The sequence below is a fragment of the Kitasatospora sp. NPDC085895 genome (genome assembly GCF_040702125.1).
Taxonomy (GTDB): domain Bacteria; phylum Actinomycetota; class Actinomycetes; order Streptomycetales; family Streptomycetaceae; genus Kitasatospora; species Kitasatospora arboriphila.
This window is the reverse complement of record NZ_JBFBJY010000014.1, coordinates 48,347-71,569: the sequence shown is the minus strand read 5'-3', so window position 1 is coordinate 71,569 and position 23,223 is coordinate 48,347. Positions and strand designations below refer to the sequence as shown.

General features: G+C 74.6%; 17 protein-coding genes. 13 read left to right on the top strand and 4 right to left on the bottom strand.

The window, feature by feature from the left end:
* Positions 1–157 precede the first annotated feature (157 nt).
* Positions 158–1,939 (top strand): glycoside hydrolase family 15 protein, encoded by a 1,782-nt coding sequence (locus tag AB0442_RS11925; protein WP_366162366.1) that lies wholly within the window; start codon positions 158–160, stop codon positions 1,937–1,939.
* A gap of 111 nt (positions 1,940–2,050) precedes the next feature.
* On the opposite strand, the gene AB0442_RS11920 is transcribed toward AB0442_RS11925, so the two are convergent.
* A complete protein-coding gene (locus tag AB0442_RS11920) occupies positions 2,051–4,276 on the bottom strand; it encodes a glycoside hydrolase family 6 protein (protein WP_366162435.1) in 2,226 nt (741 codons plus the stop codon).
* Between the two features lie 369 nt (positions 4,277–4,645).
* Here AB0442_RS11920 and AB0442_RS11915 point away from each other — a divergent pair, with 369 nt between their 5' ends.
* The 8 genes from AB0442_RS11915 (at position 4,646) to AB0442_RS11880 (ending at position 14,578) form a co-directional block, all read left to right on the top strand.
* On the top strand, positions 4,646–5,776 hold the full coding sequence (locus AB0442_RS11915; RefSeq protein WP_366162365.1) for an aminotransferase class I/II-fold pyridoxal phosphate-dependent enzyme: 1,131 nt from the start codon (positions 4,646–4,648) through the stop codon (positions 5,774–5,776).
* Positions 5,777–5,919: 143 nt separating this feature from the next.
* Positions 5,920–7,194, top strand: coding sequence for an ergothioneine biosynthesis glutamate--cysteine ligase EgtA (gene egtA / locus AB0442_RS11910; RefSeq protein ID WP_366162363.1), 1,275 nt, complete (start codon positions 5,920–5,922; stop codon positions 7,192–7,194).
* Entirely contained in the window at positions 7,188–8,528 is a 1,341-nt protein-coding gene (egtB, locus tag AB0442_RS11905; RefSeq protein ID WP_366162362.1) for an ergothioneine biosynthesis protein EgtB, read from the top strand. The genes egtA and egtB overlap by 7 nt, the downstream gene beginning before the upstream one ends.
* Positions 8,528–9,376: an ergothioneine biosynthesis protein EgtC gene (egtC, locus tag AB0442_RS11900; RefSeq protein WP_366162361.1), complete on the top strand. Its 849-nt coding sequence runs from the start codon at positions 8,528–8,530 to the stop codon at positions 9,374–9,376. Before egtB ends, egtC begins: the two co-directional genes overlap by 1 nt.
* Positions 9,373–10,344, top strand: a complete 972-nt coding sequence (gene egtD / locus AB0442_RS11895) for an L-histidine N(alpha)-methyltransferase (protein ID WP_366162360.1) — start codon at positions 9,373–9,375, stop codon at positions 10,342–10,344. Before egtC ends, egtD begins: the two co-directional genes overlap by 4 nt.
* A 121-nt stretch (positions 10,345–10,465) precedes the next feature.
* Positions 10,466–11,914: a sugar porter family MFS transporter gene (locus AB0442_RS11890; protein ID WP_366162359.1), complete on the top strand. Its 1,449-nt coding sequence runs from the start codon at positions 10,466–10,468 to the stop codon at positions 11,912–11,914.
* Between the two features lie 173 nt (positions 11,915–12,087).
* The gene (locus AB0442_RS11885; protein ID WP_366162357.1) at positions 12,088–13,296 is read left to right on the top strand and encodes a nitric oxide synthase oxygenase; all 1,209 of its coding nucleotides are present in this window, start codon (positions 12,088–12,090) and stop codon (positions 13,294–13,296) included.
* 55 nt (positions 13,297–13,351) lie between these two features.
* On the top strand, positions 13,352–14,578 hold the full coding sequence (locus AB0442_RS11880) for a phosphotransferase (protein WP_366162355.1): 1,227 nt from the start codon (positions 13,352–13,354) through the stop codon (positions 14,576–14,578).
* On the opposite strand, the gene AB0442_RS11875 is transcribed toward AB0442_RS11880, so the two are convergent.
* Together AB0442_RS11875 and AB0442_RS11870 are read right to left on the bottom strand one after the other, a co-directional pair.
* A complete protein-coding gene (locus tag AB0442_RS11875; RefSeq protein ID WP_366162353.1) occupies positions 14,559–15,674 on the bottom strand; it encodes a serine hydrolase domain-containing protein in 1,116 nt (371 codons plus the stop codon). The two genes, AB0442_RS11880 and AB0442_RS11875, sit on opposite strands and share 20 nt — an antisense overlap.
* 11 nt (positions 15,675–15,685) lie before the next feature.
* Positions 15,686–16,324 carry a TetR/AcrR family transcriptional regulator C-terminal domain-containing protein gene (locus tag AB0442_RS11870; RefSeq protein WP_366162352.1) on the bottom strand — a complete coding sequence of 213 codons (639 nt, stop codon included), beginning with the start codon at positions 16,322–16,324 and terminating at the stop codon, positions 15,686–15,688.
* 124 nt (positions 16,325–16,448) lie between these two features.
* Here AB0442_RS11870 and AB0442_RS11865 point away from each other — a divergent pair, with 124 nt between their 5' ends.
* The 4 genes from AB0442_RS11865 to AB0442_RS11850 all read left to right on the top strand — a co-directional run bounded on the left by AB0442_RS11865 (position 16,449) and on the right by AB0442_RS11850 (position 21,140).
* Positions 16,449–17,597, top strand: a complete 1,149-nt coding sequence (locus AB0442_RS11865) for an acyl-CoA dehydrogenase family protein (protein WP_366162350.1) — start codon at positions 16,449–16,451, stop codon at positions 17,595–17,597.
* A gap of 27 nt (positions 17,598–17,624) precedes the next feature.
* Positions 17,625–18,812 carry an acetyl-CoA C-acyltransferase gene (locus AB0442_RS11860; RefSeq protein WP_366162349.1) on the top strand — a complete coding sequence of 396 codons (1,188 nt, stop codon included), beginning with the start codon at positions 17,625–17,627 and terminating at the stop codon, positions 18,810–18,812.
* A gap of 11 nt (positions 18,813–18,823) precedes the next feature.
* Positions 18,824–19,582, top strand: coding sequence for a 3-oxoacyl-ACP reductase FabG (gene fabG / locus AB0442_RS11855; RefSeq protein ID WP_366162348.1), 759 nt, complete (start codon positions 18,824–18,826; stop codon positions 19,580–19,582).
* Positions 19,583–19,763: 181 nt separating this feature from the next.
* Positions 19,764–21,140, top strand: coding sequence for a S53 family peptidase (locus AB0442_RS11850; protein WP_366162347.1), 1,377 nt, complete (start codon positions 19,764–19,766; stop codon positions 21,138–21,140).
* Between the two features lie 74 nt (positions 21,141–21,214).
* On the opposite strand, the gene AB0442_RS11845 is transcribed toward AB0442_RS11850, so the two are convergent.
* Positions 21,215–23,089 carry a hypothetical protein gene (locus tag AB0442_RS11845; RefSeq protein WP_366162346.1) on the bottom strand — a complete coding sequence of 625 codons (1,875 nt, stop codon included), beginning with the start codon at positions 23,087–23,089 and terminating at the stop codon, positions 21,215–21,217.
* Between the last annotated feature and the right edge of the window lie 134 nt (positions 23,090–23,223).

Below are 23,223 nucleotides of genomic sequence, written 5' to 3'. Positions count from 1 at the left end.
ACCCCCTCCGGTTCAGGAAAAAGCCAACAACTCGACACGATTTTCCTATGATCTGATCTTCCTTGCAAGCGGAACGGGAGTTCCCGGCTCCACCCCTCCCGGCTCCGGATTCCTTACGCCGTGCGGTTCCTGACGCCTTCGGCGGAGAATGGTCACGATGGCCGGACGCATCGAGGACTACGCCCTCATCGGTGACCTCCAGACCGCCGCCCTGGTGGGCAAGGACGGTTCGGTCGACTGGCTCTGCCTGCCTCGCTTCGACTCCCCCAGCTGCTTCGCCGGACTGCTCGGCGACCGCCGGCACGGCGCGTGGCGGATCGCACCCGCCACCGGCGGCGAGTGCACCCGGCGGCGCTACCTCGGTGACAGCCTCGTCCTGGAGTCCCTCTGGGCCACCCCCGACGGCACCGTCCGGATCATCGACTTCATGCCGCAGCGCGACCGCGTCCCCCAACTGGTGCGGATCGTCGAGGGCGTCTCCGGCACCGTCCCGATGCGCGGCGAGCTGCGGCTGCGGTTCAACTACGGCCGGGTCCACCCCTGGGTCCGCCGCACCGAGCACCACCGGGTCGCCGTCGCCGGCCCGGACTCCGCCTGGCTGCGGGTGCCGACCGGGGTGCACACCTACGGCGAGGACGGCACGACCGCCTCCGACTTCATCGTCTCCGCGGGCGACCAGGTGCCCTTCGTGCTCACCTGGCAGCCCTCCCACCTGCACGCTCCGCCCCGGGCCGACTCCGCGCAGGCCCTGGCCGGCACCCTCGACGGCTGGGAGCGCTGGGCGTCCGACTGCCACTACGACGGCGAGTGGCACCGCGCCGTGCTGCGCTCGCTGATCACCCTCAAGGCGCTCGCCTACGAGCCCACCGGCGGGATCGTCGCCGCCCCCACCGCCTCACTGCCCGAGGTGCTCGGCGGCGAACGCAACTGGGACTACCGCTTCTGCTGGCTGCGCGACTCCAGCCTCACCCTCTCCGCGCTGCTGCGCGGCGGCTTCCGCGAGGAGGCGGCCGCCTGGCGCAAGTGGCTGCTGCGGGCGATCGCCGGCGACCCCGGCGACCTGCAGGCCGTCTACGGCGTCGCGGGCGAACGCGGGCTGCCCGAGATCGAGGCCGACTGGCTGCCCGGCTACGACGGCTCGACGCCGGTGCGGTTCGGCAACGTCGCCGTCCGCCAGCTCCAACTCGACGTCTACGGCGAGGTGGTGGACACCATGCACCTCGCCCTGCAGGCCGGGATCCCGATGGAACGCCAGGTCTGGAGCCTGTTGCGGACGCTCATGGCCTACCTGGAGAAGCACTGGACGGAACCCGACGAGGGTCTGTGGGAGGTGCGCGGCGCCCGGCGGCACTTCGTGCACTCCAAGGTGATGGCCTGGGTCGCCGCCGACCGCGCCCTCAAGATGGCCGAACTCACCGGCCTGCCCGCCCCGGTGGACCGCTGGCGGGAGATGCGGGACGCGGTGCACGCGGACGTCTGCGAGAACGGCGTGGACCGCCGCCGCGGCCTGTTCGTCCAGGACTACGGCGCACGGGACCTGGACGCCGCCACGCTCTTCGTCGTGAAGAGCGGCTTCCTGCCGCCGGACGACCCGCGGGTGGTGCGCACGGTGGACGCCGTCCGCACCGGGCTGGACCACGGCGGGCTGATCCGGCGCTACTCGGCGGGCTCCCCCGCGGACGGCCTGCCCGGCAACGAAGGCGCCTTCCTGGCCTGCTCGTTCTGGCTCGCGGACGCCCTCGGCGCGATCGGGCGGACCGGCGAGGCCCGCGACCTGTTCGTCCGGCTGGTCTCGCTCGGCAACGACGTCGGACTGCTGGCCGAGGAGTGGGACCCGCACTCCGGGCGCCAACTCGGCAACATGCCCCAGGCGTTCAGCCACGTGGCCCTGGTCAACTCCGCCTTCGAACTCGCTGCCGGGCGTTCCGAGCAGGGGTGACCCCCAGGGGGTTTCCGCCGCCCTGGGGGGTTGCCCCCGCATGCGGGAGGGCGGCCGATCCCACCGCCGTGGGATCGGCCGCCCGGCTCCGCGATCAGGTCGCGGTGCGGGTCACAGCGCCGTGCAGGTCAGCGTCGGGACGGCGTTGCTGCCGCCCGAGTTGGTGGCCCCGAAGCCGAAGCCCGCCGAGCCGCCTGCCCCGATCGCGCCGTTGTACGCCGCGTTGGTGACGGTCACCGCCTGGCCGGTCTGGGTGTAGCTGCCGTTCCAGAGGTTGGAGATCTTCTGCTGGCCGCCGTAGGTCCAGGTGACCTTCCAGCCGTTGATCGCCGTGGTGCCGTTGTTGGTGACGGTGACGTCGGCGTTGAAGCCGGCACCCCAGTCGCTGCTCACCTTGTAGGTGGCGGTGCAGCCGGAACCGTTGCCGGTGCCGGAGGTGGTGACGGAGAGCGCCGTGGAGGCCGCCGAGACGTTGCCGGCCGCGTCCTTCGCCTTGACCGTGTAGCTGTACGCCGTGGAGGCGGTCAGACCGGTGTCGGTGAACGAGGTGGTCACGGACGAGCCGACCAGCGTGCCGCCCCGGTACACGTCGTAGCCGGTGACACCGACGTTGTCGGTGGAGGCCGTCCAGGACAGCGAGACGCTGCCGGAGGTCTTCGCCGGCGAGGTCAGACCGGTCGGGGCGCTCGGGGCCTGGGTGTCGGTGGTGCCACCGGCCGAGGTGGTGACGGAGAGCGCCGTGGAGGCCGCCGAGACGTTGCCGGCCGCGTCCTTCGCCTTGACCGTGTAGCTGTACGCCGTGGAGGCGGTCAGACCGGTGTCGGTGAACGAGGTGGTCACGGACGAGCCGACCAGCGTGCCGCCCCGGTACACGTCGTAGCCGGTGACGCCCACGTTGTCGGTGGAGGCCGTCCAGGACAGCGAGACGCTGCCGGAGGTCTTCGCCGGCGAGGTCAGACCGGTCGGGGCGCTCGGGGCCTGGGTGTCGGTGGTGGTGCCGCCGACCGGCGGGTAGGCGTTGGCCAGCAGCTGCTGGAACTGCGCGGAGAACCAGGCGCCGGCGAGCGGCGAGTTCGGCAGGGCGCCGGACATGCTGTTGCCGTTGCGACCGTTGCCCGTGTAGGTCGGGTCGCACATCCGGTCGAAGCCCTTGCCCTCGTCGTTCGCGATCGCCTGGCTCGCGCCGTCGGACTCGCCCGGGGGCTTGGCCCACACGTAGGCGTCGATGCCCGTGGCGGGCGCGGCGGTCGGGCGCTCGCCGAGGCCGGCACCGCTCTGGTTGCACCAGTTGCCGGCGTGGATGCGGCGGTCGGTCCGGCCGCCGTTGACGTAGTCGTCGACGGAGGTCAGCGGGCCGGGGCCGGCCGGACGGGCGGTGCCGCCCCAGCCGTTGCGGGAGGTGTCGATCAGCATGCCGATGCTGCTGTTGAAGCCCTCGCCGACCAGCTTGGTGCGCAGCGCCTGGGCGAAGGACAGCTCGTCGACGTAGTAGTTCCAGTCGACCCACTTGGACTGGCGCACGGTGGTGCCGTTCACCGAGTCGGTGACCTTGAAGTACGGCTCGGTCAGCGCGCTGTAGTTGGCGGTGTTGACGATGAAGCCGGCCACGTCGTTGACGGTGGCGCCGCCGGTGGTGGCGGCCTTCTTGAACTCGGTGGCGGCGGGGCCCATGTTGGAGTCCCAGCCGAGCCAGCCGTGGTGCGCGGCGTCGATGTAGTTGTAGACGTTCGGGATGGCGCCCAGGGTGTGCAGGGCGTAGCCGACGCCGGCCTCGTAGTTGCCGTTCGCCTTCATGGTGGCGCAGGCGTCGGTCGAACCGGCGGTGCCGCCGGCGTTGGTGACCAGGTTCGGCAGCGAGTCGGGCTCGATGACGTTGACGATCCGCAGGCCCGCGTACTTGGAGTCCGACATGATCGCGGCGATCGGGTCGATGTACTCGGTCTTGTAGCGGCCGATCTCGGTGGCGCCGAGCTCACCGTTGGAGGCGAGGGCGGAGCAGTCGCGGCCGGGCAGGTCGTAGATGACGATCTGCACCAGGTTGGCGCCCTGGGCGAGGGCGGTGTCCAGGTGGGCGCGCAGGCCCTTGGCGGCGGAGGAGCCGCTGATCGCGGCGATCCGGTCCATCCAGACGAAGGTCGGCTGGTTGGCGACCGCGGAACCGCCGGGCTCGGCGGCGGCCTTGGCGGACCAGTCCGGGTTCACGTAGACCTTGGCGCCGGCATACGGGTTGTCGAGCTTGGCCTCGGCCGCGGCTGCGGGCTGGACGGCCGTCGCGAGCGGCAGCACGGCTGCGACGCCTAGCGCCGCGGCCGCTGCCGACGTGCGCAGACGCCGCATGATGGGGGAAGGCACTTACGGAGTCCTTTCGGGTGGGGGAGGGACCCTGACGTGCATCGGAGGGAGTCGCGAGTGGGAGCGCTCCCATTTACTGGAGATCGACGATCCGTCGATGGAACAGTCGGAGCTTGGTCGACGAGTCGCCGGAGCAGCGGATCTTCTCAACCCGCGCTTCAGGGTCAGGCCCTGAGCTCATGGGATATCAAGCCACGAAGGCCATGCCCCGTCAAGGCATCGGACGGAGTTGACGATGCGAAACCTGAACTCCCGTGGGAGCGCTCCCCTTTTGGGCATGCTGCACGCTCGCCCGCCGCACCCGTAGCGTGGAGGCGGCGGTCGCCGTCCGGCGACCGGACGGAAGGAGCGGCGGTGACGGAGTCCTTCGACCGCAGCGGGACGGGCAGCAGCAAGTGGGCCCGGGCCGGCCGGGGCCGGATCGCCCTCGGCCTCGCCGACATGGACCTCCCCGGCCCCGCCGCGATCGGCGCCGCCCTGGCGGAGCGGGCCCGCCACCCGGCGTTCGGCTACACCGTCGCCGATCCGGACGGCCCGCGTCTGGTCGCCGACTGGTACCGCCGGCGGCACTGCGCGGCCGTCGACCCGGCGTGGGTGCTCTGCCTGCCCTGCGGTCCGCGCACCGCGATGCGGGTGCTGCTGGACGCCGCCGCACCGCTCGTCCGCGGCCGCACCGCCGTCGCGGCGGCGCCGGAGTGGGGCGGCTTCGCCGGGCTCTGCGCGGCGGCCGGCCTGCCCTTCACCGCCGTCCCGCACGGCCGCGCCGACGACCCGTCCGGGCTGCCCGTCGACCGCTTCGCCGCGCAGCGCCCCGGGGTGCTGCTGGTCAGCAGTCCGCACAACCCGACCGGGCGGCTGCGCACGGCCGCCGAGGTGGGCGCGCTGGCCGCCCTCGCCGCCGCCGAAGGCGGCCTGCTGGTCTCGGACGAGGTGCACGGCGACCTCGTCCACCCCGACCACGGCCTGCCCCACCCCGTCGCGGTGGCCGTCGCCGATCCGGCCGCGGCCCGGCACACGGTGACCGTGGGATCGGTCGGCAAGACCTTCAACACCTCGGGCATCCCCAGCTGTTGGCTGCTGGTGCCGGATCCCGGCCTGCGCGACCGGGTCCGCGACCGGGCCGCCGCCCTCGGGGTGTGGGAGGGCGGACTGCTGGAGCAGATCGTCCAGCGCGCCGCCCTGGCCGAGGGCGGCGACTGGCTGGACGGACTGCTGCGGCACCTCGTCGCCGCCCGGGACCTCGCCCTGGCGGCGCTCGGCCCGGCCGTGCTCGCCCGCCCCCAGGCCTCGTACCTGCTGTGGCTGGACGGGGCCGCCCTCGGTCTGCCACCCGAACGGGCGAGAGAGCAGGCAATGACGGAGCGTGACGTCGAACTGGCGGACGGGTCGGACTTCGGAGCGCCCCGGCCGGGGCTGCTCCGGCTCAACTACGCCCTGCCGCTGCCGGTACTGGAACGCGCGCTGCACCGGCTGGCATGCGCCTGACCTGCGTTGAGCGGCGGCGATGTTTGCCGCGTAGCAGACTGAGCAGGAAATACCGGGCCGCAACCGCGTACCGAGGGATGGTGAGTCCGGTGATACCCGTCCGTCCGCAGCGCAGCACCGAAGAAATCGATCAGACACCCAGCGTGACGCCGCTGACCGAGGCGTCCGCCGAGACCCATCTGGCCGGAATCTGCTTCAAGATCGGGCCACCCGCCCTGGTCGGGGTGGAGGCCGAGTGGTTCGTCCACGACAGCCGATGTCCCGAGCAGCCGGTCGACCCCGCCCGCACCACGGCCGCCCTGGCGGCCCTGCCCGAGGACCACGACGGCCCGCGCTTCCCGGCGGGCTCCCGCTTCACCCGCGAACCCGGCGGCCAGGTCGAGCTCAGCTCCCGGCCCGCCGACTCCCCCGCCGCCTGCGCCACCGACCTGCTGCGCGACCAGGCCGCCCTGCGCACCGCACTCGCCGGGCAGGGCCTGCGGCTCACCGGCAGCGGCACCGACCCGCTCGGCCGGACCCGCCGGATGCAGGCCGAACACCCCCGCTACCGGGCGATGCAGACCTTCTTCGACCGCGCCGGGCCCTGGGGCCGGATCATGATGACCGGCACCGCCTCGGTGCAGGTCTGCGTGGACGCCGGCACCGAGGCCGCCGTGGCCCGCCGCTGGCGGCTCGTCCACCGGCTCGGCCCGGTGCTGGTCGCCGCGTTCGCCAACTCCCCGCTGCTGGACGGCCGGCCGACCGGATTCCGGTCCAGCCGCCAGGTGGTGTGGTCCCGGATGGACCCGACCCGCACCCTCGCGCCGCCGCCCGACGGCGACCCGCGCGATGCCTGGGCCCGGTACGTGCTGGACGCCGAGGTGCTCTGCGTGCGGCGGCCCGAGGGCCGGTCCTGGACGGCGCCGCCGGGTCTCACCTTCCGGCAGTGGCTGCGCGGCGCGGGCGAGCGGCCCGCCACCCTCGCCGACCTCGAGTACCACCGCACCACGCTCTTCCCGCCCGTCCGGCCGCGCGGCCACCTGGAGCTGCGCATGATCGACGCCCAGCCCGGCGACGGCTGGCTCGTGCCGCTCGCCCTGGTCACCGCGCTGCTCGACGACCCGGAGGCGACCGACGCCGCGCTCGCCGCGCTGGAGCCGCTCGGCCACGACCGGGCGCTGCCGCCCCCGCGCTGCAGCCTCTGGCGGCGGGCCGCCGCGCTCGCCACCACCGACCCCGAGCTGCGGCAGGCCGCGCTCGCCTGCTTCGCCGCCGCCGAACGGGCGCTCGCCCGCCGGCCGGACACCGCCGGGCTGCGCCGCGCCCTGGCCGAGTACGCCGACCGCTACCCCGCCCGGGGCCGCTGCCCGGCTGACGACCAGTTGGACGCCGTGCGCGTGGGCCGCCGCCCCGCCGTCGAGGAGGACGCACCGTGCTGAACGCCGACCGCACCGACCCGGCGACGCTCCGCGAGGCGATCGCCACCGAGCTGCTGGCCGCCCGCGACCGCACCGCCGGGCTCACCGGCTGCGTGGACGACCACGACCTCACCGCCCAGCACTCCCCGCTGATGTCGCCGCTGGTCTGGGACCTCGCGCACATCGGCAACCAGGAGGAGCTGTGGCTGCTGCGCAACGTCGGCGGCCACGACCCGATGCACCCCGAGATCGACCCGCTCTACGACGCCTTCGAGCACCCGCGGGCCGAGCGGCCGAGCCTGCCGCTGCTGCCGCCCGACGAGGCCCGGCGCTACGCGCACGAGGTCCGCGGCAGGGTCCTCGACCTGCTGGAGGCCAGCCCGCTGGAGGGCGCGCCGCTGCTGGACGCCGGCTTCGCCTTCGGCATGATCGCCCAGCACGAGCAGCAGCACGACGAGACCATGCTGATCACCCATCAGCTGCGACAGGGCGCCGCCGTGCTGGCCGCCCCTCCCCCGCCGGCCGCCCCGGCCGACCGGCTGCCCGCCGAAGTCCTCGTCCCCGCGGGCCCGTTCACCATGGGCACCGACACCGAGCCGTGGGCACTGGACAACGAGCGGCCCGCGCACCGGGTGGACCTGCCCGCGTACTGGCTGGACACCGTGCCCGTCACCAACGCCGCCTACCTGGCCTTCGTCGAGGACGGCGGCTACCGGGAGCCGCGCTGGTGGACACCGGCCGGCTGGGAGCACCGGATGCAGGCCGGCCTGACCGCCCCGCTCTTCTGGAGCCGGGACGGCGGCCAGTGGCTGCGCCGCCGGTTCGGCACCGTCGAACCCGTCCCGCCGGACGAGCCGGTGCTGCACGTGAGCTGGTACGAGGCCGACGCGTACGCCCGCTGGGCCGGGCGGCGGCTGCCCACCGAGGCCGAGTGGGAGAAGGCCGCCCGCTTCGACCCGGCCTCCGGCCGCTCCCGGCGCTACCCGTGGGGGGACGGGCCGCCCGCCGCCGAGCACGCCAACCTCGGCCAGCGGCACCTGCAGCCCGCCCCGGCCGGCAGCTACCCGGAGGGCACCGCCCCCTGCGGCGCCCGGCAGCTGATCGGCGACGTCTGGGAGTGGACGGCCAGCGACTTCCTGCCCTATCCGGGCTTCGCCCCGTGGCCGTACAAGGAGTACTCCGAGGTGTTCTTCGGCCCGGAGTACAAGGTGCTGCGCGGCGGCTCCTTCGCGGTGGCGCCGGTCGCCTGCCGCGGGACCTTCCGCAACTGGGACTACCCGGTCCGGCGGCAGATCTTCGCCGGGTTCCGCACCGCCCGCTCCGCCGACGCCGCCGGCGGCACGGAGGGCGCCTGATGTGTCGCCACCTCGCCTACCTCGGCGGTGAACTGCCGCTCGGCGCGCTGCTGTTCGACCCGCCGTACGGGCTCGTCCGGCAGTCCTGGGCGCCCCGGCGGCAGCGGTACGGCACGGTGAACGCCGACGGCTTCGGGATCGGCTGGTACGCGCCGGGCGACGAGCGGCCCGCCCGCTACCGCCGGACCGGGCCGATCTGGGCGGACGAGAACCTCGCCGACCTCGCCCGGGTGGTGCGCACCCGGGCCCTGCTGGCCGCCGTCCGCTCGGCCACCGCCGGCTGCGCGCCCGGCGAGGCCGCCGCCGCGCCGTTCGCCGCCGGGCGGCTGCTGTTCAGCCACAACGGCGCCCTGCCCGGCTGGCCGGAGCGGTACGGCCCGCTCGCCGCCACCCTGCCGCCGGCCGACCTGATGGCGCTGGAGGCGCGCAGCGACTCGGCCCTGCTGTGGGCGCTGCTGCTGGCCGGACTGCGCACCGGCGCCGAGCTGGGCGAGGCGCTGGCCGACACCGTCCGGGAGGCCGCCAAGTACGGCGACGCCAGGCTCAACCTGCTCGTCACCGACGGGACCTCGATCGCCGCGACGGCCTGGGGCGACACGCTGTTCCACCGATCCGGCCCGGGCGTGGTGGTCGCCTCGGAGCCGTACGACGACGGACCCGGCTGGACCGAGGTCCCCGACCGCACGCTGCTGCTCGCCGGACCGGCGGGCGTGGCGCTGCACCCCATCGACCGCGCCGAACCGGCGCCCGCCGCACAGGAGTCCGCCCGACCGGGGCGCACCGAGGAGGAGAGCGACCGGCCCGCACCCGCGGCCGACCGCCCGATGCGAGAGGACGACTCGCCGTGAGCACCTTCGACCTGACCCGCCTGCTGCCCGCCGACCACTTCAGCCACGCGCTACGGCACGACGTGCAGCGGGGCCTGACCGCGAGTCCCAAGTGGCTGCCGCCGAAGTGGTTCTACGACGCGCGGGGCAGCGAGCTCTTCGAGGAGATCACCCGGCTGCCCGAGTACTACCCGACCCGGGCCGAGCGGGAGATCCTGACCGACCGGGCCGGCGAGATCGCCGCGCTCACCCGGGCCCGCACCCTGGTGGAGCTCGGGTCGGGCTCCTCGGAGAAGACCCGGCTGCTGCTGGACGCGCTGAACGGGATCGGCAGCCTGCGGGGGTACGTGCCGGTCGACGTCAGCGAGAGCGCGCTGGAGGCCGCGGGCAAGGCGCTGATCGCCGACTACCCGGGCACCGACGTGCACGCGGTGCTGTCCGACTTCACCCAGGGGCTCGGGCTGCCGCCCGGCGGCGGGCCGAGACTGGTGGCCTTCCTCGGCGGCACGCTCGGCAACTTCGTGCCCGCCGAGCGGGCCGGCTTCCTGCGCACCCTGCGGGCGGCCATGGAGCCGGGCGACGCGCTGCTGCTCGGCACCGACCTGGTGAAGGACCCGGCGGTGCTGGTCGCCGCGTACGACGACGCGGCCGGGGTGACGGCCGAGTTCAACAAGAACGTGCTGAACGTGCTCGACCGGGAGCTGGACGCCGACTTCGACCCGGACGCCTTCGAGCACGTGGCGTTCTGGGACGCCGAGCAGGAGTGGATCGAGATGCGGCTGCGCTCCGTCCGCGACCAGACGGTGAAGATCCCGGCGCTGGACCTGCCGGTGCACTTCGACGAGGGCGAGGAGCTGCGCACCGAGGTCTCGGCGAAGTTCCGGCGGGAGCGGGTGGCCCGGGAGCTGGCGGCGGCCGGCCTGCGGCTGACCCACTGGTGGACGGACGCCGAGGGCCGGTTCGGGCTGTCCCTCTCGGAGCCCGCCTGAGCCAGCTGAATCCTCTTACGATTCAGCTCTTGAACGCTCGTCCGGAATGTTTTGCCCCAATGACCGGATAATGCGTACATGTGATGAATAGGCCGGGGGTACGATCCTGACGCCTCTCTCAATGTCGAGTACACAGGAGTCAGTGATCGTGAGCGTCACCCAACAGCCCGTAGCGGCCCGCGCGCAGTCGCCGGACCGGCTCGGCTTCGTGGTCTTCATCACGGCGGCGGCCGCGCTCGGCGGCTTCCTGTTCGGCTACGACAGCTCGGTGATCAACGGCGCCGTCTCCGGCATCCAGGCCCGGTTCGGGATCGGGGACGGCGTCACCGGGCTGATCGTCTCCTCGGCGCTGCTCGGCTCCGCGGTGGGCGCCGCCCTGGCCGGCCGGTTCGCCGACCGCTACGGCCGGATCCGGGTGATGAAGGCCGCCGCCGTGCTGTTCGCGCTCAGCGCCGTCGGCTCGATGCTGCCCTTCTCCGCCTGGGACCTCGCCGCCTGGCGCGTCCTCGGCGGCGCCGCGATCGGCATCGCCTCGGTGATCGCCCCGACCTACATCGCCGAGGTCGCCCCGACCCGCTACCGCGGCCGGCTCGCCTCCTTCCAGCAGGCCGCCATCGTGCTCGGCATCGCCATCTCCCAGCTGGTCAACTGGCTGCTCGCCGAGGCCGCGGACGGCGACACCCGCGGCAGCCTGCTCGGCCTGGAGGCCTGGCAGTGGATGCTCGGCATCTGCGTGCTGCCGGCGGTGCTGTACTTCGTGATGTCGGCGATGATCCCGGAGTCCCCGCGCTTCCTGATCTCCGCCGGGCGGCTGGAGGAGGCCCGCTCCGTGCTCCGCGAGGTCGAGGGCGAGGGGACGGACACCGAGGCCCGGATCGCCGAGATCCGCGGCCTGATCGCCTCCGACCACCGGCCGCGCTTCCGCGACCTGCTCGGCGGCCGGGCCGGGCTGCTGCCGATCGTCTGGGTCGGCATCGGCCTCTCGGTCTTCCAGCAGCTCGTCGGCATCAACGTGATCTTCTACTACTCGTCGATCCTCTGGCAGTCCGTCGGCATCGACCAGAGCAACTCGCTGATGATCAGCTTCATCGGCTCGGTGATCAACATCGCCGGTACCGCGATCGCCGTCCTGCTCGTCGACCGGATCGGCCGCAAGCCGCTCGCGCTGATCGGCTCGGCCGGCATGGCCGTCACCCTCGGCGCCGCCGCCTGGGCGTTCTCCTCCGCCACCGGCACCGGCGACGACGTCTCCCTGCCCGACCTGCAGGGCACGGTGGCGCTGGTCTCGGCCAACCTGTTCGTGCTGTTCTTCGCGCTCTCCTGGGGCGTCGTCGTCTGGGTGATGCTCGGCGAGATGTTCCCCAACCGGATCCGTGCCGCCGCCCTGTCGGTCGCTGCCTCCGCGCAGTGGCTGGCCAACTGGGCGATCACCGTGTCGTTCCCGGCGATGTCCCGCTGGAACCTCTCGGCCACCTATGCCCTGTACGCGGCCTTCGCGCTCGGCTCGATGGTCTTCGTGGCCCGCTTCATGAAGGAGACCAAGGGGATCCGCCTGGAGGACATGGGCTGATCCTCCGGGAGTCGAGGGGCGTCCGCGGGGTGCGGGCGCCCCTCCGCCGTGTCCGGACGGAGGCGGGGCGGGGGGCGGGGCACCTTAGCGGCCGCCGCCGCGGGCCGCGGCACAATCGCGCACTCTCCGCGCCCGGCCCGGCACATCCGGTACCCATGACGCCAGGGAGGGATGTGTCCTTGATCTTCCGCCGGATTCGCGCCACCCGCAGACCCGCCGCGGCCTGCCCCTACGCCCACCAGCACGCGCCCCAGCCGCCGGCCCCGCCGGCCGCGGCCGCACCGTCGCCGACCGGGGCGCTCGCGGGCGAGGCCGTCGCCTTCGTCCGCCAGTTCCACCGGGAGCAGCCGGGCACCGGCGACCCCGCCCCGCGGGTCCGCCAGGTGCTCGCCGAGATCGAACGGACCGGCAGCTACCGGCACACCGCCGAGGAACTCGCCTTCGGCGCCCGGCTGGCCTGGCGCAACGCCGCCCGCTGCATCGGCCGCCTCTACTGGCGCAGCCTCGTCGTCCGCGACCTGCGGCACGTCGACACCCCGGACGCGATGGCCGAGGAGTGCTTCGAGCACCTGCGGACGGCCACCAACGGCGGCCGGATCCGCCCGGTGGTCTCCGTCTTCGCCCCGGACCGGCCGGAGCGGCCCGCCCCGCGCATCCTCAACCAGCAGCTCGTCCGCTACGCCGGCCACCCCGACGGGGAGGGCGGCTGGATCGGCGACCCGGCCGGCGCCGCGCTCGCCGGACTCGCCCGCGGGCTCGGCTGGAAGAGCGGCGAGGACCGGTTCGACGTGCTGCCGTTGATGATCCGGCACCGGCCCGGCGAGGAGCCGCGCTGGTACGAGCTGCCGGACGACGCGGTGCTGGAGGTGCCGCTGCGGCATCCCGACCACGCGTGGTTCGCCGGGCTCGGCCTGCGGTGGTACGCCGTGCCGGCGATCAGTGACATGACCCTGGAGATCGGCGGCGTCCGCTACCCGGCGGCCCCGTTCAACGGCTGGTACATGGGGACGGAGATCGGCGCCCGGAACCTGGCCGACGCCGACCGGTACGACATGCTCGGCGAGGTGGCCCGGCGGCTCGGCCTCGACACCGGGTCGGAGCGGAGCCTGTGGCGCGACCGGGCGCTCGTCGAACTGAACGTGGCGGTGCTGCACTCCTACGAGCGGGCCGGGGTCACCATGGCGGACCACCACACGGAGTCGGCGCGCTTCCTCGCGCACGTCGCGCGGGAACGGCGGCACGGGCGGCCCACACCGGCGGACTGGAGCTGGATCGTGCCGCCGGTCTCGGGCGGGCTGACGCCGGTGTACCACCGGTACTACGACCCGGTGGACCCGGACCTGCGGCCGGCCTTCCTGCCCGGCGACGCGGGGGCACCCTGAGCGGCGGCGGGGAAAATCGCTGGCCGGAGGGCTGACGGGTGGTCACAATGCGCGGGTGGAGCAGAGTGTGCAGCGCAGTGTGACGGCAGTGGTGACCTTCGAGGGCGAGACGCTGGGGGAGGTCGGGCCGTTCCCGGTGGACCATCCGCGGTGGCAGGAGGTCGGGCCGGTCGTGCGGGGGCTGGAACAGCGGCTCGGGGTGCCGGTGCTGGTGCTGCGCCTGGTGTCCGTGGCGGGCGGGGAGGCCGGACGCGGCGGTCACGTGGTGTACCACGCGGAGGCGCTGCGCCGGCCCGGGGCCGCGCTCCGGGAGGGGACCGTCCGGCTGGAGGAGGACCCGCTGCGGGCCGCCTGGGCCACCGCGGAGGGCCTGCGGGCCGCCCTGGACTGGGCCGAGGAGGCGCTCCGTGCGTGCGGCCGCCCGGCGACCGGCCCCGCCGAGCAGGCGAAGAGCTGGAACCTCTCCGGTCTGGTCCGCATCCCCACGACGGAGGGGCCGGTCTGGCTGAAGACCACGCCGCCGTTCGGCACCGACGAGCACCGGCCGATCGCCCTGGTCGCCTCGCTCGACCCGGCCCTGGTGCCCGGCGTGATCGCCGCGGCGCCCGGCCGGCTGCTGCTGGAGCACGTGCCGGGCGAGGACTGCTGGGGTCTGCCCGAGGACGCCATGCTGGACGCGGTCGGGCGCACCGTCGCCGTCCAGGCCGGGCTGGCCGCGGCACTGGCCGCCGACCCGGCGGCGCACGGGCTGCGCGACCGCTCGCCGCGGCGGGTGCTGGAGCAGGCCCGGGAGCTGCTGCCCCGGCTGGACGACCTGTCGGCCGAGGAGCACGGGCGGGCCGGGGCACTGTTGGACGGCCTGCCCGCGGTGATCGACGCGCTGGACGCCTGCGGGCTGCCGCTCACCCTGGTGCACGGCGACTTCCACCCGGGCAACTACCGCTCGGACGGCAGCGCCACGGTGCTGGTCGACTTCTCGGACGCCTTCTTCGGGCATCCGGCCTTCGACGGGCTGCGGCCGCAGGACTTCCTGGGCGAGCGGCGCTGGGCGGACGTCCGGTCCGTCTGGGCCGCCGCCTGGTCGGCGGCGGCCCCCGGCTCGGACCCGCTGCAGGCGCTGGAACTCGCGGCCCCGCTGGTGCACCTCGGCTACGCCGTCCGCTACCAGGAGTTCCTGGACGGGATCGAGCGCAGCGAACGGATCTACCACGAGGGCGACCCGGCCTCCGAGGTGCGGGCCGCACTGGCGGCGGCCGACGCTCTCAGTGTCCCGGGCCGTTGAGCAGCCGGCAGACGAAGTCCTCCTCGACCGCCCGCAGCTGCACGAGCAGCGCGGGCCGGGTCCGCTGGCTGATCTGCTCGGTGACGGAGACCGTCACCGAGCGGCGGCCGTCCGGGGTGGCGGCGGCGAACTGGGTGTAGCCGGCGGTGTTGCCGGTGTGGCCGTACACGCCGCCGCAGCGGGTGGTGTAACGGAGGAGCGCGAGCCCGGCCGCGTTGGTGCCGGGCCCGGCGGGCTCGGAGGCGCCGGGCACCCGGTCCGTCTGCGCCTGCCGGGTCGGGGGCTTCAGGAAGCCGTCGCCGCCGTAGGTGCGGATGAAGGCGGACGGGTCGGCCGGGGTGGAGACGATGCCGCCGGACGCCCAGGAGCCGGAGGCGCCGAACAGCGTGGAGACGTCCTCCGGCGGGTCGGGCGGGACGACGTCGTAGCCGTGCAGGTAGGGCTCGGGCAGTTCGTAGCCGCGCGGCGGGGTGGTCTCGGTCAGGCCGAGCGGGCGGGTCACCAGGCGGGCGAGGAGCCGCTCGTACGGGCGGCCGGTCGCGGCCTCGGCCATCAGGGCGGCGGCGATGTTGTCCGAGTCGGAGTACCGGTACTGCGTGCCGGGGGCGAAGCCGAGCGGTTGGTCGAAGACGTGGTCCAGCAGGTGGTGCGGGTCGAAGACGTGGTGCGGGTCGGCGGTGACGACGGCCCGGAAGGCGACCGAGTCGCTGTAGTCGGGCAGGCCGCTGGTGTGCTGGAGCAGCTGGCGCAGCGTCACCGCGTGCCAGGCGGCGGGCAGGTCGGGCAGCCGTTCGCCGATGGCGTCGTCCAGGCCGAGGGCGCCGCGGTCCACCAGCCGCAGGGTGACGGCGCCGCTGAAGGCCTTGACGGCGCTGGCGATCCGCATGTGGTCGGTGATGCGGGGCCGGCGGCCGGTGCCGACCTCGGCGGTGCCCGCGCGGTGGACCTCGGTGCGGTCGCCGTCCTGGCCGCCGCCTCGGCCGCCGGCCAGGGCGGTGCCGGGCAGCAGGCCGGTCAGGGCGAGGGCGGCGGCCGAGGCGGCGGCGGGGCGCAGGGGCCGGCGACGGGTTCGGGCCGGGTGGGGCGGTGGCTGCACGCCCGTTGGGGCTACGGCGTCCGGCCGGCCGTGGGGTGGCGCAGGGCGAGGCCGTCGAGGAGGGCGGCGAGGCCGGTTTCGAAGGCGCCCTCGTCGATCGCGCGGCGGTGTTCGGCGAGCAGGTGGGCCTCGCCGAGGTGCGGGTAGTCGGCGGCGTAGACGGCGGCGTCCTCGGGGAAGCCGCCGGCGAAGGAGCCGAGGGCGGAGCCGGTGATGAAGTAGCGCATCAGCGCGCCGATCCGGGTGGCCTGGCCGCGTGGCCAGCCGGCGTCGACCAGGCAGCCGAAGACGGCGTCGGCGAGGCGCAGCGCGTTGGGGCGGCGGCCGGGGCCCTGGGCGAGGACGGGGACGACGTTGGGGTGGGCGGCGAGCGCGGCGCGGTAGCTGCGGGCCCAGTCGCGCAGGGCGGTGCGCCAGTCCTCCGGCGCGTCGAACATCGACAGGTCGACCTCGCCCATCACGCTGTCGACGACGGCGTCGAGGAGGTCGTCCTTGGTGGCGAAGTGGTTGTAGAGGGAGGGCCCGCTGACCGAGAGCTCGGTGGCGAGGCGGCGGGTGGAGAGCGCGTCCAGGCCGTCGGCGTCGACCAGGGAGAGCGCGGCGGCGACGATCCGCTCGCGGCTGAGCAGCGGGGTGCGCGGGCGGGCCATGCGGTCGCGGCCTCCGATCGGGTGGGGTGTCACACATTCTTGCAGGCGGCCCTTCCGCGGGCGGCGCGGTGGGGCTACGCTCCCATTAAAACTTGCACTGCTAGTTTATGGAGCGTCCGCCGTCATGAATCTTGAGCTGTCCGAGGAGCAGGCCGCCGTCCGCGACCTCGCCGCGGCCTTCACCGACCGCGAGATCGTGCCGCACGCGGCCGCCTGGGACCGCGCCGAGTCGGTGGACCGCGGCATCGTCGGCAAGCTCGGCGAGCTCGGTTTCCTCGGTCTGACGATCCCCGAGGAGTACGGCGGCAGCGGCGGCGACCACCTGGCGTACTGCCTGGTGCTGGAGGAGCTCGGCCGCGGCGACTCCGCGGTGCGCGGCATCGTCTCCGTCTCGCTCGGCCTGGTCGGCAAGTCGATCGCCGGGTACGGCACCGAGGAGCAGAAGCGGTCCTGGCTGCCCCGGCTCACCTCCGGCGAGGCGCTCGGCTGCTTCGCCCTCACCGAGCCCGGCACCGGCTCCGACGCCGCGAACCTGACCACCCGGGCCGTCCGCGACGGCGGCGACTGGCTGATCACCGGCGGCAAGACCTTCATCACCAACGGCACCTGGGCCGAGGTCGCCCTGGTCTTCGCCCGCACCGGCGAGGAGGGCCACCGCGGCATCACCGCCTTCCTGGTGGAGACCGGCCTGCCCGGCTTCGAGCGGCGCACGATCCACGGCAAGCTCGGGCTGCGCGGGCAGGCCACCGCCGAGCTCGTCCTCGACGGCGTCCGGGTGCCCGACAGCGCCCGGCTCGGCGCCGAGGGCCAGGGCTTCCGGGTCGCGATGTCCGCGCTCGCCAAGGGCCGGATGTCGGTCGCGGCCGGCTGCGTCGGCATCGCCCGGGCCTGCCTGGAGGCCGCCGTGAAGTACGCCGGCGAGCGCGAGCAGTTCGGCAAGCCGATCGCCTCCCACCAGCTGGTGCAGGAGCTGCTCGCCGACATCGCCGTCGACGTCGAGGCGTCCCGGCTGCTCACCTGGAAGGTCGCCGACCTGATCGAGCGCGGCCTGCCCTTCGCCACCGAGTCCTCCACCGCCAAGCTGTACGCCAGCGAGGCGGCGGTGCGCGCCGCCAACAACGCCCTGCAGGTCTTCGGCGGCTACGGCTTCATCGACGAGTACCCCGTCGGCAAGTACCTGCGCGACGCGCGCGTCATGACCCTCTACGAGGGCACCAGCCAGATCCACAAGCTGCTGATCGGGCGATCCCTGACCGGCATCAACGCGTTCTAGAACCCACGAGAACAGGAGCCCGACGAAGTGCGTCCCGTCTACTTCGCCGCCGCCCGCCGCACCCCGATCGGGCGGCTGCGCGGCGCGCTGTCCACCGTCCGGCCCGACGACCTGTCGGCCGCCGTCCTCTCCGGTCTGCTGGCCGAGGTGCCGCAGCTCGACCCGGCCCTCATCGACGACGTCTACTGGGGCGCCGCCAACCAGGCCGGCGAGGACAACCGCAACGCCGCCCGGATGGCCGTGCTGCTCGCCGGACTGCCCGACAGCATCCCCGGCGCCACCGTCAACCGGCTGTGCGCCTCCGGCATGGAGGCCGTCACCAGCGCCGCCCGGGCGATCGGCTCCGGCGAGGCCGAGGTCGTCGTCGCCGGCGGCTGCGAGTCGATGACCCGCGCCCCCTTCGTGCTGCCCCGCCCCGACGAGGCGATGCCGCACCGGATGGAGACCTTCGACACCCGGCTGGGCTGGCGGCTCACCAACCCGCGGATGAAGGAGCTGCACGGCGTCCTCTCCATGGGCGAGACCGCCGAGGAGGTCGCCGTGCGCTTCGGCGTCACCCGCGAGCAGCAGGACGCCTTCGCCCTGCGCAGCCACCAGCGGGCCGCCGCCGCCCGCAAGGACGGCCACTTCGACGCCGAGCTGCTGCCCGTCGTCCGGCCGGACGGGGTCACCGTCACCGCCGACGAGTCGATCCGCGAGGACACCACCCTGGAGAAGCTGGCCGGCCTCAAGCCGGTCTTCCGGGCGGGCGGCACCGTGACCGCCGGCAACGCCTCGCCGATGAACGACGGCGCCGCGGCCCTGCTGCTGGTCTCCGAGGAGGCGCTCGGCCGGCTCGGCCTGGAGCCGCTCGGCCGCTACGTCGCCGGCGCCTCGGCCGGCGTCCACCCGGACGTCATGGGCATCGGCCCCGTCCCCGCCACCCGCAAGGTGCTGGCCCGGGCCGGCTGGCAGGTCGGCGACGTCGAGGAGGCCGAGTTCAACGAGGCCTTCGCGGCCCAGGCGCTCGCCTGCGTCAACGAGCTCGGCTTCGACCACGACCTGGTCAACCCGAGCGGCGGAGCGATCGCGCTCGGCCACCCGCTGGGCGGCTCCGGCGCCCGCATCCTCACCACCCTGCTGCACCGGATGCGCCGGACCGGCGCCCGGCGCGGCCTGGCCACCATGTGCGTCGGTGTCGGACAGGGCACCGCCGTACTCGTCGAGAAGAACTGAGGGCAGATCAGATGACGCGATTCGCAGGCAAGGTCGCCGTGGTGACCGGCGCCGCCCAGGGCATCGGCGCGGCCACCGCCGTCCGGCTCGCCGAGGAGGGCGCGACCGTGGCCGTCGTCGACCTCACCGCCGAGCGGGCGCAGGCCACCGCCGACGCCATCACCGCCAAGGGCGGCACCGCCCGCGCGTACGGCTGCGACGTGGCCGACTACGACGCGGTCGACGCGGTGTTCGCCCAGGTCGTCGAGGACCTCGGCGCGCTGCACATCCTGATCAACAACGCCGGCATCACCCGGGACAACCTGTTCTTCAAGATGGCGAAGGACGACTGGGACGCCGTCCTCACCGTCAACCTCACCAGCGCCTACAACTGCAGCCACGTGGCGCAGAAGTACATGGTGAAGCAGAAGTACGGCAAGATCGTCTCGCTGAGCTCGCGCTCCGCGCTCGGCAACCGCGGCCAGGCCAACTACGCCGCCGCCAAGGCCGGCATCCAGGGCCTCACCGCCACCCTGGCGATCGAGCTCGGCCCGTTCAACATCAACGTGAACGCGGTCGCCCCCGGCTACATCGCCACCGCGATGACCGCCGCCACCGCCGAGCGGGTCGGCTCCTCCGCCGAGGACCACCAGGCGATGGCCGCCGAGCGGACCCCGCTGCGCCGGGTCGGGCAGCCGGAGGAGGTCGCCTCGGTGGTGGCCTTCCTGGCCAGCGAGGACGCCTCGTACGTGAGCGGGCAGACGCTGTACATCAACGGCGGCGCCCGCTGACGGGAGCCGCCCCGCCCCGGAGCCGTGCGGGCTTACCGAATCCGGGGGTGGTCTTTACCCGATCCGGTGGCCCACTGCGGTGGGGACGACGGCCCCGGGGTGACTATGGATCAACGGGCCCGCGCCCGGTGGGATGTGGGGTGCCGACCGACCGGTCGGCACCCCTCCACCGAGGAGTCCCATGGGCACGCATCCCGTCACCGCGGGTCCCCGCTCCACCGTCCGGGCGCTCGCGCTGCTCGCCGTCGGGGCCACCGCCCTGGCCGGCGGCACCGCCGTCGCCCGGCCGGCCGCCGGGTCCGCCCTCCGCGGGCCGGCCGTCCACGTCCGGCCCGCGTCGAGCGGCCACATCAGCGCGGCCGGCCGCACCGCCCCGATATCCACCGCCGAGTGCGTCGCGCAGATCGGCATCCACTGCTACTCGCCGCTGCAGTACCGCACCGCCTACGACCTGGACCCGCTGTACCGGCAGGGCGTCACCGGCAAGGGCCGGACGATCGTCATCGTCGACTCCTTCGGCTCCCCGACGATCCAGCACGACCTGGAGGTGTTCGACAAGCAGTGGGGGCTGCCCGACACCGACGTCGAGGTGGTCAAGTGGGGCGACGTGCCGCCGTTCGACCCGACCAACGGGGACCACACCGGCTGGGCCGGCGAGACCACCCTCGACGTCGAGTACGCCCACGCGATCGCCCCGGACGCGCACATCGTCCTGGTGGAGACCGGCGTCGCCGAGACCGAGGGCGTCACCGGCCTGCCGGAGATGATGGACGCCGAGAAGGCGATGATCCGTTCCGGCCGGGCCGACGTGATCTCGCAGAGCTTCGGCGCCACCGAGAACACCTTCCCCGGCTTCGACAAGCACGACTTCTCGTCCATCGAGAAGCTGCGGTACGCCTTCAAGGAGGCCGCCGCCCGGAACGTCACCGTGCTCGCCGCCTCCGGCGACAACGGCGCGACCGACGCCATGGAGAACGGCAGCGACCTGTACCCGTACAGGGTCAACTCCTGGCCGTCCGCCGACCCGCTGGTCACCTCCGTCGGCGGCACCCAGCTCACCCTGGACGACAAGGGCGTTCGCACCGCGCCCGACAAGGTCTGGCACGACGACTACGGCGCGGCCGGCGGCGGCGTCTCCGGCGTCTTCGAGCGCCCCTGGTACCAGGCCGGCGTCGCCGAGGTGACCGGCAACCACCGCGGCACCCCGGACATCTCGATGAGCGCCGCCGTCGACGGCGCGGCCTGGACGTACGAGTCCTACGACCCGACCCGGGTCGGCTGGCACCTCACCGGCGGCACCAGCGAGGCCACCCCGATCTTCTCGGGCGTCGTCGCGCTCGCCGACCAGCTCGCCGGGCACCGCCTCGGCCAGCTGAACTGGCGGATGTACGGCCTGGCGATGCTGCCCGCCAAGTGGAGCGGCATCGACGACGTCACCGCCGGGGACAACTCCTGGGACAAGGTGACGGGGTACCAGGCGGCTCCCGGCTACGACCTGGCCTCCGGCCTCGGCACCGTGGACGGCACCCGCTTCGTGCACGCGCTCGCCGGACGCTGACCGGCCCCGCACGTCCGGGCCGTCCCGCCGCCGGCGGGGCGGCCCTGCGGGTGTCCGCGGGGCCGCGGCGTCCGTCAGCCCTCGGCGGCCGCGGCCGCCAGCTTGGCGAGGTAGCGCTCGGCCGCGCGCAGCTTGCGGCCCTCCGGGCCCGGCAGGTGGGCCCGCAGCTCGATGATCTCCGGGGCGATCCGGATCGCCTCGACCGGGTCCGCCACCGCCCGCCAGCAGGCCTCGGCGTTGGTCGCGGCCCGCTGGGTCTCCGGGTCCTCGGCACCGGCGGTGCCGAGCAGCGCCAGCGCCACCTCCCGGTACAGGTCGGCGGCGAGCACCGTACGGCCCGCCAGCCGGGAGACGTGCGCCCGGACCTGACGGACCTGCAGCACCTCGGGGGCCGCCGCGCCGTGCGTACCGAGGGCCTCCTCCTCCAGGGCGAGGGCGAGTTCGGCGGCGGTGTCGTGCTCGCCGGCGTCGGCGGCGCGGACGATCCGGCCGACCGCCTCGCGGTAGTCCGCGACCGGGTCGGCCGTCGGCCCCGCTGCCGGCTCCGCTGAGGAGGACGCCTCGGGGACGGCCCGCTTGCCGAGCTCGACCCGGGCCGCGGAGCCGCCGGGCGCCTCCGCGGGCGCCCCGATCGGGTCGGGGACCACCGCGGTCCGCGCGGGTTCGGCCGCCGCGGCCGCAGCCTCCGGCGACATCGGCGGCGGCACCGGCGGGTCGCCGGGCAGCCGCTTGCGCAGCGAGACCGGGCGCGCCGGACGCGGCGGGGTGGGCGGCACCCCCGGCTTGAGCAGCGACACCGGGCCGCGCGGCACCGCCTGCTGCGCCTTCGCCAGGGTGATCCGCGGCGCGGCCGCGACGGGTGCCGCCGGGCGGGGACGGCCGGGGCGGGCCCCCGGCCGCTTCGGCTGGACGGCCGCGGGGCGGGGCGCCTCGTTGAGCCTGGCCGCGGTGGAGGTGTCGCCGATCTGCCGGGAGGTGTTGCGGAAGACCGGACGGTCCGGGGCGTGCGACTGCAGGACGGCGGCCTCCGGCCGGAGCACCGAGTGCACCTGCCGGCGCAGCTCCTCCGGTGCGAGCACCGGCCCGGCGCCCGGGACGCCGACGTGCAGCACCTCGATCAGCGCCCGGGTGAACGTGCCGACCTGGTCCGGGTCCGGGTTGACCACGGCCCACAGCGGCACGCCGTCGGTGAGCGGCGAGATCGTGCTCTGCACCAGCGGCCAGGCGGTCTGGTCGGCGCTCAGGTCGGCGACGACCAGGGTGTCCCACTCCTGCGGGCGGTGCTGCAGCTCCGCGGCGACGGCCTGCCAGGGCAGGGTGTCGTGCGAGCGGGCGTCGCGGAGCGTCAGGAAGAGCTGTTCGCCGCGCCGGTCGGTGACCAGGTGCCCGCCGATGTGGACGAGCAGCGGGCCCGGGTGCCGGGAGGCGGCGCGCAGATGGGCGAGGACGGTCTGCGGGTCGCCGGCACCGGGCAGGTGCACGGCGTCGACCGCGTCGGAGGCGAGCAGGACGTGCGGCGAGACGGCCGCCAGCATCGCGGACAGCACCGGTGCCTGTGCGCTGCCGCGGCCCCAGGGCCGGCGGCCGCTGCTGCCGTAGCCGCCCTCGACGACCAGGATCCGGCCGCGCAGGCCGGCGCCGAACCCGCGCAGCGGCGGGGTGGCCTGCAGCCCGGCCGGCCCCGGGCCGGGCGGGACGGCCGAGGCGAGCGGGGGCGCGGACGGCGGCACGGGGGCCGGGCCGGGCGGCTGCTGTGGCAGCTGGGGCTGCTGCGGCGGAACGGGCGGCAGGGTGATCGCCGGCATGGTGGTCGTCCAGCCGGTGTGCGGCACGGGTGCGGGCGGTTCGGTCTGCTCCTCGCCGGGCCGGTATTCGGCCGGCCGCGGGGGCGTGTCCGTGTCGAACGGTCTCCGCTCGCCGCCGCCGGAGGCCGCTGTCACGTCCGCCACGCCCGGTCACCGCCCCGCCCCGCCGCCCGCCGCGGCCTCGCCCTTGCCAGCGCGATGCCCTCCACCGCGCACGATTTCGCCACCATACGGGGTGATCCCGGGCCGGTTCCAGGCCGGGTCGCGATGACCGCCCG

Coding starts and splice junctions, on each gene's coding strand:
- AB0442_RS11920 (WP_366162435.1), bottom strand. CDS start 4,276: ATGCGGCGTCTGCGCACGTCGGCAGCGGCCGCGGCGCTAGGCGTCGCA.
- AB0442_RS11890 (WP_366162359.1), top strand. CDS start 10,466: ATGTCGAGTACACAGGAGTCAGTGATCGTGAGCGTCACCCAACAGCCC.
- AB0442_RS11870 (WP_366162352.1), bottom strand. CDS start 16,324: ATGGCCCGCCCGCGCACCCCGCTGCTCAGCCGCGAGCGGATCGTCGCC.
- egtC (WP_366162361.1), top strand. CDS start 8,528: ATGTGTCGCCACCTCGCCTACCTCGGCGGTGAACTGCCGCTCGGCGCG.
- AB0442_RS11925 (WP_366162366.1), top strand. CDS start 158: ATGGCCGGACGCATCGAGGACTACGCCCTCATCGGTGACCTCCAGACC.
- AB0442_RS11865 (WP_366162350.1), top strand. CDS start 16,449: ATGAATCTTGAGCTGTCCGAGGAGCAGGCCGCCGTCCGCGACCTCGCC.
- AB0442_RS11850 (WP_366162347.1), top strand. CDS start 19,764: ATGGGCACGCATCCCGTCACCGCGGGTCCCCGCTCCACCGTCCGGGCG.
- fabG (WP_366162348.1), top strand. CDS start 18,824: ATGACGCGATTCGCAGGCAAGGTCGCCGTGGTGACCGGCGCCGCCCAG.